Below are 14,522 nucleotides of genomic sequence, written 5' to 3'. Positions count from 1 at the left end.
CGGGTAGGTCCGCCATCAAATCCGCTACCCGGCAGGGGTGTTCGTGAGCATTCGTGAAATGGGCGCGGTGCTGCGCCGGCGCTGGTACGTGATCGTGCCGGCGATCCTGTTCAGCCTGCTGGCGGCGCTGCACCTGTACCGGTCGGTGCCGGTGGCGTACCAGTCGCAGAGCTCGGTGGCGCTGCTCGACTCCAACGCGGCCTCCCAGCTGCCGCCCGCCTTCGGCAATCCCATATCCAACGCGGGCGGCACCCTGGTCGTCACCGCGGACGTGCTGATCAGGACGCTGTCCGGGGCCGACGCCGCCCGCGACCTGCACAGCCTGGGCGTGACCGATCCGTACACCGTCGGCTTCGCCGCGAACACCTCGGGCCCGCTGCTGACGCTGACGGTCACGGGCACCGACCGGGGGAAGGTGCTGGAGGAGACGAACACACTGACGGCCTTCGCCGGTGAGCAGCTCAACGCGCTGCAGGCGGCGGCCAAGGTCCAGCCCGCGTACATGGTGCAGACCGCGCCCGTGGTGCTGCCGCAGACCCCGGTGCCGCAGCTCAAGAGCCGCTACCAGCAGGTGCTGGGGGTCCTCATCCTCGGCGTCAGCAGCGGGTTCACCCTCTCCTTCGTGACGGACGCCCTGCTGGCGGCCCGCCGCCGCAGGCGCGAGAGCTCCGCCGAGGCCACCGCGCGGGGCCGGGCCGCCCGGCGCAGGTCCCGGGGCCGGCACGTGGACGCCACCGCGCTGCTCACCGGGTATCTGGCGCTTGCCTTCTTCATCCCGTCGAACCTGACGCTGCCGGGCCTGGGCGGGGTGGGCACCCCGGCCAACGTGTTCGCCCTGCTGGCCCTGTTCTGGTACCTCGCGACCTGGCTCACCGGCCGGATCCGGCCGGCTCCCGGGACCCGGCTGCCCCGGGTCGCCATGTGGCTGCTGGCCGTGTCGGTGCTGGCCTCCTACATCGCGAACGCGGGCCGCGGGAGCGTGCGCAAGGAGCTGCTCGGCGCGGACCGCGGACTGATCGCCCTGCTGGTGTGGGTGTCGCTGGTGGTGCTGGTCTCCGCCGGCATCCAGGACCGCTCGCGCCTGGACGTACTGCTGCGGCGGGCCGTGGTGATGGGGACGATCGTGGCCGCCGTCGGGTTCTACGACTTCTTCACCGCGACGAACATCGCCGACAGCATCAGCATCCCGGGGCTGCAGTCGAGCGTCCCGCAGATCGCGACCCTGGACCGCGGGGCGTTCACCCGGCCCCGGTCCACCACGGCGCAGCCGCTGGAGTTCGGCGGGATGCTGGCGCTGCTGCTGCCCTTCGCCGTGCAGCAGGCCTTCGATCCGGTGCGCAGGCACCTGCGGGCGTGGCGCCGCTGGGGGCCGGTGGTGCTGATGGGCGGCGCGCTGCCGCTGACCGTGTCGCGCACCTCGATCATCGGGGCGCTGCTCGTGATCCTGGTGATGGTGCCGCGCTGGAAGCCGCAGCGGAGGTGGAGCGCGATCGGTGTGCTGCTGGGGGCGGTGGCCTGCTTCAAGGTCATCATCCCGGGGCTGATCGGCACCATCACGGCGCTGTTCGCGTCCTTCCTGACGAACTCCGACAGCAGTACCCAGGCCCGTACGGTCAAGTACAGCGCGATCGTTCCCTACCTGGACGAGCGCCCGTTCGCCGGCCGGGGTCTGGGCACCTTCATTCCCGAGCTGTACTTCTTCACCGACAACCAGTACATGCTGACCCTCGCCGAGATGGGCTTCCTGGGGCTGTTCGCGCTCCTGTTCCTCTTCCTCACCGGCATCCACCAGGGCGGGGCGATCCGCCGGCTGGCCGTCGGCGAGTCCGACCGGGAGCTCGGGCAGGCGTTCTTCGCCTCCGCCGTCGTCGCCCTGGTCGTCAGCGCCACCTTCGACGCACTCAGCTTCCCGATGTTCGCCGGGATGTTCTTCCTGACGATCGCCGCCGGAGGCAGCTACCTCGGCTTCATCCGGCGCGCGGCGCCGAAGCCCCGATCCGTGGAGTTCCCATGTCTTCCCGCCGACCAGCCTCTCCTCAGCCCCTCCCCGGCTCCGGCCCGATAGCCGTCCTCGTCGTCACCTGGAACAGCGCTGCGGTGCTCCCCGCCTTCCTCGCCTCGCTGCCGGAGGGGATGGCCGGGCTCGACTGGCGCCTGGTCGTCGCCGACAACGACTCGGCCGACGGCACCGTGGACCTGATCCGCTCCCTGGCCCCGGAGGCGACGGTCGTCCAGACGGGCCGCAACGCCGGGTACGCCGCCGGGGTGAACGCCGCTCTGGGCGCCGCCGCCGAGTGGGAGGGCGGCTTCCGGGCGGCCCTGGTGTGCAATCCGGACGTGCGGATGCGGCGGGGCTGCGCCGCGCTGCTCGTGGACGCGCTCGGCGCCGCGGCGCCCGGCGGCGGCCGGGTCGGGATCAGCGTCCCGCTGCTGTACGAGGAGGACGGCCGGACGCTCCTGCACTCGCTGCGCCGCGAGTCGCGGGTGACCCGGGCGCTCGGCGAGGCGGTGATCGGCAACCGCCGGGCCGGCCGGTTCCCGCGCTGGAGCGAACTGGTCACCGACCCGGCCGCGTACGAGCGGGCGACGGTCGCCGACTGGGCCACCGGCGCGCTGATGGCCCTGTCCCGGGAGTGCCTGGACGCCTGCGGGGCCTGGGACGAGTCCTTCTTCCTGTACTCGGAGGAGACCGAGTACTGCCTGCGGGCCCGGGACCGGGGTTTCGTCACCCGGCTGGAGCCGGCGGCCGCGGCCACCCATCTCGGCGGGGACTCACAGGTCTCGCCGCGCCTGTGGACCCTGCTGACGCTCAACCGGGTGAGGCTCTACGGGCGCCGGCACGGGGCGGCGGCGACGGCCGCCTTCCGGGCGGCGGTCCTGCTGCGGGAGACCTCGCGGGCCGTCCTCGGCCGCCCCGCCAGCCTGGCGGCGGCCCGCGCCCTGGCCAGCCCGTCCGCGCTGCGGGCCACCCCCGGGCCGTGACGGCCCCGGGCCGTTTCAGGGGGCGGGCGGGCGGATTCCGGTGAGTTTGTCAGGGTTGGTGACCGAGAAAACGCCGGTGATCCGGTCCCCTTCGGGGCTCAGGTCCACCACGACGACGGCGAGCGGGCTGCCGTGGGCGAAGACGAGGGCTCCGGGGTCGCCGGCCACCCGGCGGTAGCGGAGGTCGATACCCGTCGCCGGCAGGGCGCGCGCGACGGCCATGAACACGGCGGCGACGCCGTCGCGGCCGTGGACGGGGTGGAGGCTGACCGCAGGGCCCTTGCCTCCGCCGTCGGTCCAGAGCGTCACGTCGGGTGCGAGGAGTTCGAGGAGCGTCCGCAGGTCCCCGCCGAGCGCGGCCACGGCGAACCGCTCGGTGACCCGGGCGTGCAGGTCCGCCTCGGGCCGGTGCCGGGGCCGGCGGGCGTGCACGTGGCGGCGCGCACGGGTGGCGAGCTGGCGGACGGCCGTCGGCGAGCGGTCCAGGATCCGCGCGATCTCCGGGTGCGCGAATCCGAACACCTCGTGCAGGACGAACACGGCGCGTTCCAGCGGGGACAGCGTCTCCAGGACGACGAGCAGTGCCATCGACAGCGCCTCGGCCCGCTCGGCCCCCTCGGCCGCGTGATCGTCGACGGCCGCCAGCGGCTCGGGCAACCACGTGCCCACGTACGTCTCCTGACGGCGGCTCATTTCGGCCCGCCGGGCGAGCGCCCGGTTCACGGCGATCCGCACGAGGTACGCGCGGGCGTTCTCCACGGGCTCGGCACCGGGCCTGCGGTGCCGGGCCGACCAGGCCAGCCACACGTCCTGGAGGGCGTCCTCGGTGTCGGCGACCGTGCCCAGCATGTTGTAGACGACCGAGAAGAGCAGTTCGCGATGGCCGAGGAACCGGTCGGTGACGGAGTCGATCGGGTGGGGCGGCGGCGTGGCGCTCATACGTCCTCCTTGTCTGCCGTGACCGAAGAGGTCCGCCGGGCCGGGAGTGTGACACGGAACGGCCCGGATGTGAGCCGCGTCACGACGGCCTGCCGCGATGTCACAGCCCGGGCCGGGTTCGCCCTCTGTGGTGGAGTCCGGGGAGGAAGGGCCTGCCCGGCGCGCAGGAGGAGGACCTTTCATGCGTACACGGATCCACGGCGTCCGCGTCTTCGACGGCGAGCGCAGTGCCGGTGTCCGGGACGTGATCCTGGAGGACGGCCTCGTCGCGGCGGTCTCCGCACCGGCGGGGGCCGGCGCCGCGATCGGCCCCGGCGGCGCGGAGGCGGCGGCCGGGCCCGCCGAGGCCGAGGTCGACGGCAGGGGCAGGACCCTGCTGCCGGGGCTGATCGACGCGCACACCCACGTCTTCGACGGCAGCCTCGCCGAGGCCCTGCGCCACGGGGTCACGACCGAGCTCGACATGTTCTGCCTGCCGCGCCCGCTCGCCCGGCACCGGCAGCTCGCGGCCGACCGCGACGACGTGGCCGATCTGCGCAGCGCCGGCACGGTGGCGACCGCACCCGGCGGACATCCGACCCAGCTCATCGCCGCGCTGACCGGCACGCTGCTCGCCCCGGAGGACGTGACGGAGATCGAGTTCGTGACCGATCCGGAGCGGGCCCCGGACTTCGTGAAGGCGCGGCTCGCCGAGGGAAGCGACTTCCTCAAGGTCGTCATCGACGACGGGACGGTGCACGGCACCGGCCTCCCCGTCATGTCCCCGGAAGTCGCGGGCGCCCTCACCCGGGCCGCCCGGGCGGCCGGGCTCCGCGTCGTCGCGCACGCCGTCACCGCCGCCGACGTGGTCACCGCGCTCGACGCGGGGGTGGACGGGCTCGCCCATGTGTGGGCGGACCTCGCGCCGGAGGACCCGGCCTCCGGACGCCTCGCCCGGCGCGTGCGCGACCAGGGCGTGTTCGTCGTGTCCACGCTCGCGTACTTCGAGGCGGTCGACGCCCAGGCGTCCGGCGCGGCGGCCTGCGTGCCCCCGGGCCGGTACCCGGCCGCCGTCGGCGCGCTCCGCGCGCTGCGCGAGGCGGGCGTCCCGCTGCTCGCCGGAACCGACGCCACCCCGTTCACGCCCGCCCACGGCGCGGGTCTCCACCGGGAACTGGCGCTGCTCACCCAGGACGGCGGCCTGCGCCCGCAGGAGGCACTGACCGCCGCTACCGCCCTGCCGGCCCGCCACTTCGGGCTGGCCGACCGCGGCCGGATCGCCCCGGGGATGCGCGCGGACCTGCTGCTCGTGGAGGGCGACCCCACGCGCGAGGTCTCGGCCCTCGGCTCGATCGCCGCCGTCTGGCGCCGCGGGCTCCGGCAGGCCCGCTGAGCCCGGGCCCCTGCGCGTCTTCCCCCACCGTTCCAGGAAAGGACCACACCCGTGCTCAACGAACGCTTCGTCCTCCTCGCTGCGGGAGAGGCCCGGCCGGGCCGGATCCCGCTGCCGGCGGCCTTCTCGGTGAAGGCGGCCACGGAGGACACCGAAGGGCGCTTCTCCCTCCTCGAGGTGGTGCTGGCCCGGGAGATCCCGCGCCACACCCACCATGTCGCGGACGAGAGCGTGTACGTGCTCGACGGCGAGCTCCTCGTGGACACCGGGGGCCGCACCCACACCCTGACCGCCGGACAGTTCGTGCTGCTCCCCCGCGGTGTGCCGCACGCGCTGCGTCCCGGCCGCGGCCGGCCGCCGCGGGTGCTGCAGATCTCCTCGCCGGGCGGCTGGGAATGCTTCGTCGAGGACATGATCGAGGCCGGGCCGCGGCTCACTGTCGACGGCCGGCTGGACCCGGCCCGGCTGAACCGGATCGCCGGGCGGCACGGCATCACGTACGAGGAAACGGCGCCCTAGCCCGCCGATCCGTCCCAACGGGTCCAGAAGCTGGCCGGGTTGACCAGGTAGCGGACGGTGGGGCGGGGCAGGTGGCGGACCTCGTGACGGCGGGCGTAGCGGCGGACGAGCTCCCAGTCCTCGCGGGGCAGCACCTCGGGGGTGCGGCGCAGCCGGCTGAAGTACAGGGACCGGTTGCGCCGCGCCACGAAGGCGTTGGTGTCCAGGAAGGCCTCGTGGGCGGCGCGGCGGCGGTCGAAGGGCACCGACAGGACGTCCCGTTCGGTGCCGTCGGGCAGCACCCTGCGCAGCGCGGTGTAGACGGCGTCGGGGCCGCCGGAGGGCTCCAGCACCGCCAGGGCCTGCTCCAGGTGGTCGGGCTCCCAGAGGTTGTCGTCGTCCAGGAAGGCCACGTACCGGGAGCGGGTGAGGCGGATGCCCACGTTGCGGACGATGCCGGCGGTGGCGGTGTTGCGGGCCAGGGAGACCGCGAACAGCCGGGGGTCCGTGGGCAGTTCGGGCAGTCCGGCGCCGTCGTCGACGACGATGACCACCTGGTCGGTGACGGTCTGCGCCAGCGCCGAGCGGACCGCCGCGCCCAGCCCCCCGGGGCGCCGGTGGGTGGGGATGACGGTGGCGACGAGCGCGGCCGGGGGCCGGCCCAGGAGGGCGGCGAGGCGTGCGGCCTCGGCGTCCTCGAAGCGCCGCAGCCGCACGGCGGAGGGGAAGAGCAGGAGCTTGTTGCGGGCCTCGAAGAGCACCAGCCAGCCGAAGGCCCGCTTGAGGAGCTCCCAGGGGGCCCGTGCGATCCGGCGCATCATGGACTCTCCGTCGTCAGCTGGTGGGTTCGGGGGTGACGGGCCGGCCGTCGGACATGCGGTTGCCCTTCCACACGTTCCCGGCGCCGCCCGCGTTCCAGGCGGCGACCGGGCCGTAGGCTCCGGCGGCCGGGTGGTACTGGGTGGAGAAGACGTTGTCGGTGACCTGGATGCCGGTGGCGCCCGGGCCGCCGCCGTAGAGCGCGTACGCTCCCCCGGCCAGCCAGTTGCCGTCGACGACGACGGAGGAGACGACCCCGGTGTCGGCGAACAGGCCGACGGCCGCGGTGGCTCCCCGGTCCACCGGGGTGGAGTTCAGCAGGGTGTTGTGGCGCAGGATCAGCCGGCCCTTGTTGCCGCCCCCGCTGATGACGGCGTCGGTGTGCTGCCATTCACCGCCCTGGTTGCGGAACGCGACGAGGTCGTGCACGTAGTTGTCGTGCAGCTCCCCCTGGCCCATGGACAGGGCGTTGCCGAAGACCGAGATGTCGCACCAGCCGACCTCGATGGAGCTGCCGCCCATGTTGGAGACGGCGTAGTTCACCCCGCCGTTGTCGGGGCCCTTGCCGGGCACGGCGGTGATGGTGGTGTGCAGGACCTTCAGTCCGCTGAACCCGGGGCGCAGGTTGATCCCCCACCAGTTGGTGGAGGTGATCCTGCTGTCGATGACGGTGACGTCGTTGGCGTAGATGTCGAGCGAGCCGCGGATGTCCCAGCCCTTGATGACCGTGCCGTCCTTCTTGACCGACATGTTCCCCGTGTCGTGCCGTTCCAGGTCGATCCGCGGGCCGGTGCTGCCCGCGTCGGGGAATCCGCAGGCGCCGGGCGAGGCGCACGCGGAGGCGGGGGCGGAGGTGGAGGGCGACGGTTCGGCCGTGCCCGGTGACGGCGTCGGGGAGGGTGTGGCCGAGGGGCTCGGCGTGGCGGTGGGCGCGGGCGCGTCCGTCCCGGAGGGGGCCGCGGTCGGTGTCGCGGACGGCGCGGCGGCGTGCTCGCCGACGCCGGTGCGGTCCGCCTGGTAGAGGGTCAGTACGACGGCCAGCACGACGCCGGCGAGCAGCCACGCCCCCAGCCGCCTTCGGTGCGGTGTCACGGTGCTACCCCCGGAGTAACGAGCGGCTGGGCAGGACGCACAGCCCGTAGACGAGCGTGCCGGCGGTCCCGGTCGCCAGGAGCGCGAGCACTCCGTCGCCGAGGAACCGCTCCAGGCCGAGGACCGCCGCCGCCATCACGGCCCCGCCGAGCAGGGGCCAGGCGCAGGCCCGGGCGACGACGGCGAACCGGATGCCGCCGCGGTGCAGGGCGACCAGGTACACCGGCACCACGACGACCGCGGCGACCAGGACCTGGCCCAGTGCCACCCCCGCGATCCCGCCGGTGCGGGCGCCGGCCACGAGGACCGGGATCAGGAGGAGCAGCCATATTCCCTGGACGGCGATCAGCGAGCGGCGCCGGCCGATGGCCACCAGGCAGTCGTAGGCGAGTTCGCAGCCGATGCGGATCAGGCCGAGTGCCATCAGCCAGGGCAGGGCGCGGGCGGCGGGCCCCCAGCGCTCGCCGTAGACGAGCTCCACGATCGGTCCGGCGAGGCCGGCCAGCAGCACGCAGAGCGGGACGGTGACCGTCACGAGGACGGCGAGGGCGCGGCCGAACCCGTCGGCCAGCGCCTTCGGGGACTCGGCGAGCCGGGAGAATCCGGCGAAGGAGACCCGGCGGGCCGCCTCGGAGACGATCCGTACGGGCCAGCCGGAGATGTTGAACGCGAGCACGTAGAAGCCGAGAGCCAGCTGGTCCAGGGTCGAACCCACCACCATGGGCGGCACGTTGGCGACGCCGAGGGCGAGCAGGCTGGCCCCGGCGAGCGGCAGTCCGAAGCGGAGCAGGGCCCGGGCCTGTTCCCGGTCCCAGCCGAACCGCAGGGTGCCGGGGGCCGCGAGGCAGCAGCCGATGAGCGCGCCCGCGCTGCCGACGACGGCGCCCCAGGCGAAGCTCATCGCGCCGTGGCCCTGGACGGCCAGCAGCAGGGTCACCGTGGTGCTGAGCACGAAGTTGACCGCGTCGACGGCCATCCGCCGGCCCTGCGCGAACGCGCGGGTGAGGAAGCCCGCGGGCACCTGGGACAGGCCGTCGAGGACCACGACCAGGCACATGACCCGCAGGACGCCGGAGGCCTCTGGCGAGCCGAGTACGTCGGCCACGGCGGGGGCCGTCGCGAACAGCACCGCGTACAGCAGGCAGCTGGACAGGGCGCTCAGGGTGAGGACGGTCGGGGCGAAGCGGCGCGGGTCGCCCTCCCAGCGGATGATCGCGAGCGAGACGCCGAGTTCGTTCGCGGAGAGCAGGACCAGCAGCACCGTCTGCGCGATCCCGTAGACGCCCCAGGCCTCGGGCCCGAGGAAGAAGCGGGCCAGGATGATCCCGGTCACGAAGTTGCCGAGGCGCATGACCACGGTGTTGATCAGGCTCCACCGGGCGGCCGAGCCGACCTTCCGCCCGAGCGACGGCGCCGCCGCCGGGGCGGTCCCGGTGTCCGTTCCGGCGGCGGTCACGGCGATCCGGCCGAACGGGAGCCGGCCGCCCCGGAGTCGGCCGGGTGGGCGACGGTCATGCGCAGGGTGGCCGTCGGGTCACCGGCGTCGTCCGCGGCAGGTCCGCCGGCCTCGCCGCCCTCGCCGGGGGCGGGCCGGTGCCTGCCGGGCGACGACCGCTGCCGCTTGCGGGCCTCCACGAAGAAGGTGGCCACCAGGCTGAGTACGAAGCCCAGCGCGCCCGCCATGACCAGGAACTGGAGCCTGGCCTTGGTCTGTGCCTCCGGCTTCTGGGGAGGCACGATCGTCGACATCCGGATCATGGCGTTGGGTGCCACCGACTGCTGGCTCTGGAACTCCAGCAGCCGCTTCTCCGCGTAGGTGGTGAGGATCTCGTCCGACTTCAGCACGGCGGCCGGGTCGGTCCCGACGACGCTCAGCCACATGTAGGGGCCGAGCGCGTTGTCGGCGATCTTCGCCTCGTGCACGCCGGTGACGCCCAGGGACTTGAGGTCGGCCTTGGCGCCGTCGGAGTTGAGGTTGCGGGCCAGACCGTCGGCCATCCCGGTGAGCGAGGCCTGGGTGCTCAGGAAGGGGTTGCCGTCGAAGGCCACCGTGGCCTTCTCCGAGTTCAGCAGCGTGACCGTGCTCTGCGAGCGGTACTCCACCGGGACCAGCAGGTACACGGCGGCGGTGAGCGCCGCCGTGATCAGCAGTCCGGGCAGCAGCACGTACCAGCGTCTGCGCATGACCCGCCAGATCTCCGCGAGATCCATGGTCTTCCCCTTCGAATTGCGTTTACAGCACGTGCTGTGGATCGGTGGCCGCCGCCCCGCGCGGGACGAGGTCGGTCGGGCGCGGCCGGGTGTGCGCGGGCGGGCCGTCGAGCAGGACCGCGGCGATGCGCTCGCTCGCCCGGCCGTCCCAGAGTTCGGGGCAGCGCGGCGCGGGCGGATGGTCGAGCACCCGGTTCACGGTGGCCGTGATGCGGTCCGGATCCGTGCCCGCGAGGACGTTGGTGCCCTCCTCGACGGTGATGGGGCGCTCGGTGTTCTCCCGGAGGGTCACACAGGGCACGCCCAGGGCGGTGGTCTCCTCCTGGACGCCGCCGGAGTCGGTGAGCACCAGGCGCGCGGAGTCCTGCAGGGCGATGAAGTCGAGGTATCCGGCGGCCGGTACGAGCCTGATCCCGCCGGGTACCCCCAGTTCCGCGAGCCGTTCGGCGGCCCGCGGGTGCACGGGCAGCAGCAGCGGGCAGCGGTCGGCGATCTCGCCCAGCGCCTTGAGCAGGCCGCGCAGGGCGGCGGGGTCGTCGACGTTGGCCGGCCGGTGCAGGGTGACCAGGCCGTATCCGCCGCGGGTGAGTCCGTACCGGTCCAGGACGTCCGACTTCCTGGCCCGGTCCAGATTGGCGAGGAGGGTGTCGATCATGACGTTGCCCACGACGTGGATCTGGTCCTCCCGGTAGCCCTCCGCCCGCAGGTTCGCGGCCGCGTCGGGCGAGGGGGCCAGCAGGTAGTCGCTGAGCCGGTCGGTGGCGACCCGGTTGACCTCCTCCGGCATGCTCCAGTCCCGGCTGCGCAGGCCGGACTCCACGTGGGCCAGCAGCGGGCCGGCCTTCGCGGTGACCAGGGCGCAGGCGAGGGTGGAGTTGATGTCGCCGACCACCACCACCGCGTCCGGGGCCAGTTCTTCGAGCAGCGGCTCGAAGGCGGCCATCACCCGCCCGGTCTGCTGGGCGTGGGTGCCGGATCCGGCACCCAGGTACCGGTCGGGCGGGCGGATGCCGAGGTCGCGGAAGAACACGTCGTTCATGGACTCGTCGTAGTGCTGTCCGGTGTGGACGAGGATCACCTCGGCGCCGCGGCGCTCCAGTGCGTCCATCACCGGTTTGATCTTCATGTAGTTGGGCCGGGCCCCGGCCACGCAGACGATCCTGGTCATGGGGTCAGAGCACCTCCACCTTCGGTCCGGTCATGCGGTTGCGGGTGTCGAGGACGAAGGAGGCGTGCTCCGCGATCATCTGGTAGTCGAAGGAGTCGTGGTCGGTGAGCAGGACGACCACGTCGGCGGCCGCCACCTCCTTGCGGGTCGGCTCGACCCGGACGAGCCGGGCGTCGACCTTGATGCTCTCCACGACGTGGGGGTCGACGGCGCGGACCTTGGCCCCCATGTCGAGGAGGAGTTCGGCGATGCGGACGGCGGGCGACTCCCGCGCGTCGCCGGTGTTCTTCTTGTACGCGAGTCCCAGCAGCAGGACCTTGGAGCCGTTGACCGAGCGGCGCTTGCTGTTGAGCGCGTCGATCACGCGGCGGGTCACGTACTCGGGCATGTGGTTGTTGATGTCGTTGGCGAGCTCGACGAAGCGGAAGTTCTGGCCGAGTTCGCGCTGCACCCGCCAGTTCAGGTACGAGGGGTCGATCGGCAGGCAGTGGCCGCCGACGCCCGGGCCGGGGGTGAACTTCATGAAGCCGAAGGGCTTGCTGGAGGCCGCCTCGATGGCCTGCCAGACGTCGATGTCGAGGTGGCGGGCGAACATCGCTATCTCGTTGACCAGCGCGATGTTCACGTGCCGGAAGGTGTTCTCCAGCAGTTTCGCCAGCTCGGCCTCCTTGGGCGAGCGGACCGGGACCGTGGTGTCGACGAGTTCCCCGTAGAAGGCCTCGACGGCCTTGAGGGAGCGGGCGTCGACTCCGGAGACCACCTTGGGGGTCTGCTGGAAGCCCCAGACGGTGTTGCCGGGGTCGATGCGCTCGGGGCTGTAGCCGAGGTGGAAGTCCTCTCCCGCGGTGAGCCCGGAGCCGTCCTCCAGGATCGGAGCGAAGAGCTCCTCGGTGGTGCCCGGGTAGGTGGTGGACTCCAGGACGACGGTCGCGCCCGGGCGCAGGAAGCGGGCCAGGGTGTGCGCCGACTCCTCGATGTAGCGCAGGTCGGGGGCCCCGTCCTGTAAGGGGGTGGGCACGGTGACGACGGCGACGTCGAAGCCGCCGCAGTCCCGGGCCAGTTCGCTCGGGCGGTAGGTGCCGTTGGCCAGCGCCCGGTTCAGCCGTTCGGAGGAGACGTCCTCCACGTACGATTCGCCGGCGGCGAGGCTCTTGACCCGCCGCGCGTCGACGTCGTACCCGATCACCTGGTGTCCGACCTCGGCGGCCCTTATGGCGAGCGGAAGTCCGACGTATCCCTGTCCCACGACGACGACGCGCATCAGTGACTCCTGTTCGCGGAACCGGCAGACGGTGTGCGGTGGATGAGCTCCCGGACCGTCATGGCCAGGAAGGCGGCGTTGGTGGTGAGGTAGCGCTTGCCGAGACGGCGCGGCTCCTGGAGGGTGCGGTAGAACCATTCGAGTCCCATCCGCTGCCAGACCAGCGGGGCCCTCTTGGTGATGCCGGCGAGGATGTCGAAGGAGCCGCCGACCCCGTGGACGACGTGGGCGCCGGTGCGCTTGCCGTAGCCCGCGGTGAAGATCTCCTTCTTGGGCGAGGTCATGCCGAGGAACAGCATCCGGGCGCCGCTGTCCGCGACCCCGTCGGCGATCGGCTCCTGGTCGGAGTCGGCGAAGTAGCCGTTGCGGCTGCCGGCCACCCGCAGTCCGGGGAAGCGTTCGGAGATCTGCCGGAGCATCAGTTCCAGGACGGACTGTTCGGCGCCGAGCAGGTAGACGGGGATGTCCGCCACCTCGGCCGCCGCGAGCAGCCGCATGAACAGGTCGATGCCCGCGACCCGTTCGGGCAGCCGGACGCCCAGGACGCGGCCGGCCCAGACCACCGCCTGGCCGTCGGCCAGGACGAGGTCGCAGCCGGCGACCGCCTCGGCGAGGCGGGGATCGCGCCGCATGTTGACCAGCTTGGCGGCGTTGACCATGCCGATCTCGATCTGTTCACCGCGCCGCACCGCGTCGAGGCAGCGCTGGACGGTCTCGTCCATGGTCAGGGGATCGAGCGCGATCCCGAAGAGGGTGGGCCGTCGGGTCATCTCGGCAGCCCCCCGAGCCAGGCGAAGAGCATCCAGCCGAACTCGTACGGGCGGCATTCGCGGTCCACCGCGAGGGGCCGGAAGATCCGGTCCAGCGGGGTGAGCCGCGCGCCGGGCACGACCCGGGTGGTGAGCCCGCGGGCGGCGCGGACGGCCTTCTTCGGGTCGCCGCGGTAGACCTTGCGCCAGGTGACGCCGAAGTCCTCGCGGATCATCGGCTCCCGCGGGGTCCCGGTGGGACCGGCGAGTTCGGGCACGTCGGTCATCCAGCGCAGGCCCTTGCGGACGGCCGCGCCGAAGTCGGTGCCGCCCGCGTCGGCCAGGTCGAGCAGCGCGGTCGGGGCCATGGCGTGCTGGTGGACGCTGTAGACCGGGTAGCCCTCGATCACGCCGCCGCGGCGGGCGTCGTAGTGCCACCACCACTGGCCGCCGTCCCCCTGCAGGGCGCAGATGCGGGCGGCGCAGGCGTCGGCGGCGGCGAGGGCCTCCGGGTCGTCGCCGCTCGCGTGCAGCCGGGCCAGTGCCTGGAGCGGATAGGTCTGGTCGGCGAAGCAGGCCACGTGGGAGCGGTATCCGGGTACCAGCCCCGGCCCGGTGGCGTGCGGGAAGAGCGGGCTGTCGCCCGCCCTGGCCGCGAGCAGCCGGGTGCGGGCAGCCGCGAGGCGCTCCTCCACGTCCACCGCGCCGCGCGCGGCGGTGAGGGCGGAGAGCACCCAGGCGGCCTCGACCGTGTACTGCGGCCGTCCGGACACGTCCAGTGCCGCCACCCGTTCGAGGGCGTCGGACAGCTTCGGGTGGCCGGTCTCGGCGGCGGCCCAGGCGATGAGTGCCGCGTCGCCGAGGTTCACCACCCCCGGCAGCCGCTCCACGAGCAGTCCCGCGAACTCCCCGGCGGAGCGCCCGCCGAACAGGGCCCGCTGGCGGTCCTCGGGCAGGAACCGGGCGCCCAGCGCGGTGATGGCCGCGTACCGGGTGCTGGTCCCCCGCGGCTCCATGCGGCGGGTGCCGTCGGGTGAGACGGTCCCCGCCCTGGTGAACACGAAGGTCTCGGCGTCCGGCAGGTACATCGGGGGAAGTCCCGCCTCGGCGAGGGCGAGCAGCCGCTCGGCGAGGGCGTGCAGCGGCAGGTCCTCGCCGGCCAGTGCTCCTAATCGTGTGCTGGTCATCGGGTCCCCACCCCGACTCCCCGGGTGCTCCGCGCACTCCGTATGTCCGAGCCGTACGGCACCAAGACACCTACCCCCTCTGATCGTTCCTCGGAGGGGGATTGCGCGTGACGGCGACGCCCGTGCCGCCGGTGTCGTCCCACCGGTGGCACGAGCCGTCCGAAGGCTGCGTCTGGACCCCCCAGCGATGCCTCGGACTGGAGCATGCGTGATCGGCAGTGCCGGCAGGCGCGTGGTGTCCGCG

At 73.2% G+C, this 14,522-nt stretch carries 13 protein-coding genes; 4 read left to right on the top strand and 9 right to left on the bottom strand.

Annotation, left to right across the window (positions count from 1 at the left end; translation table 11 throughout):
- Nucleotides 1-43 precede the first annotated feature (43 nt).
- Together OG472_RS33620 and OG472_RS33615 are read left to right on the top strand one after the other, a co-directional pair.
- A complete protein-coding gene (locus tag OG472_RS33620; protein WP_405832643.1) occupies nt 44-2,065 on the top strand; it encodes an O-antigen ligase family protein in 2,022 nt (673 codons plus the stop codon).
- A complete protein-coding gene (locus tag OG472_RS33615) occupies nt 2,011-2,982 on the top strand; it encodes a glycosyltransferase (protein WP_405832641.1) in 972 nt (323 codons plus the stop codon). Before OG472_RS33620 ends, OG472_RS33615 begins: the two co-directional genes overlap by 55 nt.
- 15 nt (nt 2,983-2,997) lie before the next feature.
- Here the strand turns inward: OG472_RS33615 and OG472_RS33610 are convergent, their stop codons facing one another.
- Nucleotides 2,998-3,921, bottom strand: coding sequence for a sigma-70 family RNA polymerase sigma factor (locus tag OG472_RS33610; RefSeq protein ID WP_405832640.1), 924 nt, complete (start codon nt 3,919-3,921; stop codon nt 2,998-3,000).
- Between the two features lie 181 nt (nt 3,922-4,102).
- Here OG472_RS33610 and OG472_RS33605 point away from each other — a divergent pair, with 181 nt between their 5' ends.
- A complete protein-coding gene (locus OG472_RS33605) occupies nt 4,103-5,293 on the top strand; it encodes an amidohydrolase family protein (RefSeq protein ID WP_405832638.1) in 1,191 nt (396 codons plus the stop codon).
- A gap of 51 nt (nt 5,294-5,344) precedes the next feature.
- Nucleotides 5,345-5,812, top strand: a complete 468-nt coding sequence (locus tag OG472_RS33600; RefSeq protein ID WP_405832636.1) for a cupin domain-containing protein — start codon at nt 5,345-5,347, stop codon at nt 5,810-5,812.
- Here OG472_RS33600 and OG472_RS33595 read toward each other — a convergent pair.
- From OG472_RS33595 to OG472_RS33560, 8 genes are read right to left on the bottom strand one after another with little or no spacing between them, the layout of a single operon-like run.
- On the bottom strand, nt 5,809-6,612 hold the full coding sequence (locus tag OG472_RS33595) for a glycosyltransferase family 2 protein (protein ID WP_405832635.1): 804 nt from the start codon (nt 6,610-6,612) through the stop codon (nt 5,809-5,811). The two genes, OG472_RS33600 and OG472_RS33595, sit on opposite strands and share 4 nt — an antisense overlap.
- A 13-nt stretch (nt 6,613-6,625) precedes the next feature.
- The gene (locus tag OG472_RS33590; RefSeq protein WP_405832634.1) at nt 6,626-7,702 is read right to left on the bottom strand and encodes a hypothetical protein; all 1,077 of its coding nucleotides are present in this window, start codon (nt 7,700-7,702) and stop codon (nt 6,626-6,628) included.
- Nucleotides 7,703-7,706: 4 nt separating this feature from the next.
- Nucleotides 7,707-9,158, bottom strand: a complete 1,452-nt coding sequence (locus tag OG472_RS33585; RefSeq protein WP_405942359.1) for an oligosaccharide flippase family protein — start codon at nt 9,156-9,158, stop codon at nt 7,707-7,709.
- On the bottom strand, nt 9,155-9,913 hold the full coding sequence (locus tag OG472_RS33580; RefSeq protein ID WP_405832632.1) for a chain length determinant protein: 759 nt from the start codon (nt 9,911-9,913) through the stop codon (nt 9,155-9,157). The genes OG472_RS33585 and OG472_RS33580 overlap by 4 nt, the downstream gene beginning before the upstream one ends.
- Before the next feature lie 22 nt (nt 9,914-9,935).
- Complete coding sequence (wecB, locus tag OG472_RS33575; RefSeq protein ID WP_401612513.1) at nt 9,936-11,081, bottom strand: non-hydrolyzing UDP-N-acetylglucosamine 2-epimerase; 1,146 nt, start codon at nt 11,079-11,081, stop codon at nt 9,936-9,938.
- 4 nt (nt 11,082-11,085) lie between these two features.
- Nucleotides 11,086-12,342, bottom strand: a complete 1,257-nt coding sequence (locus tag OG472_RS33570; RefSeq protein ID WP_401612516.1) for a nucleotide sugar dehydrogenase — start codon at nt 12,340-12,342, stop codon at nt 11,086-11,088.
- A complete protein-coding gene (locus OG472_RS33565) occupies nt 12,342-13,112 on the bottom strand; it encodes a WecB/TagA/CpsF family glycosyltransferase (protein WP_401612519.1) in 771 nt (256 codons plus the stop codon). The genes OG472_RS33570 and OG472_RS33565 overlap by 1 nt, the downstream gene beginning before the upstream one ends.
- Nucleotides 13,109-14,278 carry a hypothetical protein gene (locus OG472_RS33560; RefSeq protein WP_405832628.1) on the bottom strand — a complete coding sequence of 390 codons (1,170 nt, stop codon included), beginning with the start codon at nt 14,276-14,278 and terminating at the stop codon, nt 13,109-13,111. Before OG472_RS33560 ends, OG472_RS33565 begins: the two co-directional genes overlap by 4 nt.
- Between the last annotated feature and the right edge of the window lie 244 nt (nt 14,279-14,522).

It is taken from the genome of Streptomyces sp. NBC_00207 (assembly GCF_045160965.1).
Classification (GTDB): Bacteria; Actinomycetota; Actinomycetes; order Streptomycetales; family Streptomycetaceae; genus Streptomyces.
Note: the sequence above shows the minus strand (reverse complement) of the source record. Positions and strands in the feature narration are given on the sequence as shown.

Excerpts from the sequence above, each read along its gene's own strand:
- OG472_RS33565 (WP_401612519.1), bottom strand. The coding sequence starts at position 13,112 with ATGACCCGACGGCCCACCCTCTTCGGGATCGCGCTCGATCCCCTGACC.
- OG472_RS33610 (WP_405832640.1), bottom strand. The coding sequence starts at position 3,921 with ATGAGCGCCACGCCGCCGCCCCACCCGATCGACTCCGTCACCGACCGG.
- OG472_RS33615 (WP_405832641.1), top strand. The coding sequence starts at position 2,011 with ATGTCTTCCCGCCGACCAGCCTCTCCTCAGCCCCTCCCCGGCTCCGGC.
- OG472_RS33580 (WP_405832632.1), bottom strand. The coding sequence starts at position 9,913 with ATGGATCTCGCGGAGATCTGGCGGGTCATGCGCAGACGCTGGTACGTG.
- wecB (WP_401612513.1), bottom strand. The coding sequence starts at position 11,081 with ATGACCAGGATCGTCTGCGTGGCCGGGGCCCGGCCCAACTACATGAAG.
- OG472_RS33595 (WP_405832635.1), bottom strand. The coding sequence starts at position 6,612 with ATGATGCGCCGGATCGCACGGGCCCCCTGGGAGCTCCTCAAGCGGGCC.
- OG472_RS33605 (WP_405832638.1), top strand. The coding sequence starts at position 4,103 with ATGCGTACACGGATCCACGGCGTCCGCGTCTTCGACGGCGAGCGCAGT.
- OG472_RS33570 (WP_401612516.1), bottom strand. The coding sequence starts at position 12,342 with ATGCGCGTCGTCGTCGTGGGACAGGGATACGTCGGACTTCCGCTCGCC.
- OG472_RS33560 (WP_405832628.1), bottom strand. The coding sequence starts at position 14,278 with ATGACCAGCACACGATTAGGAGCACTGGCCGGCGAGGACCTGCCGCTG.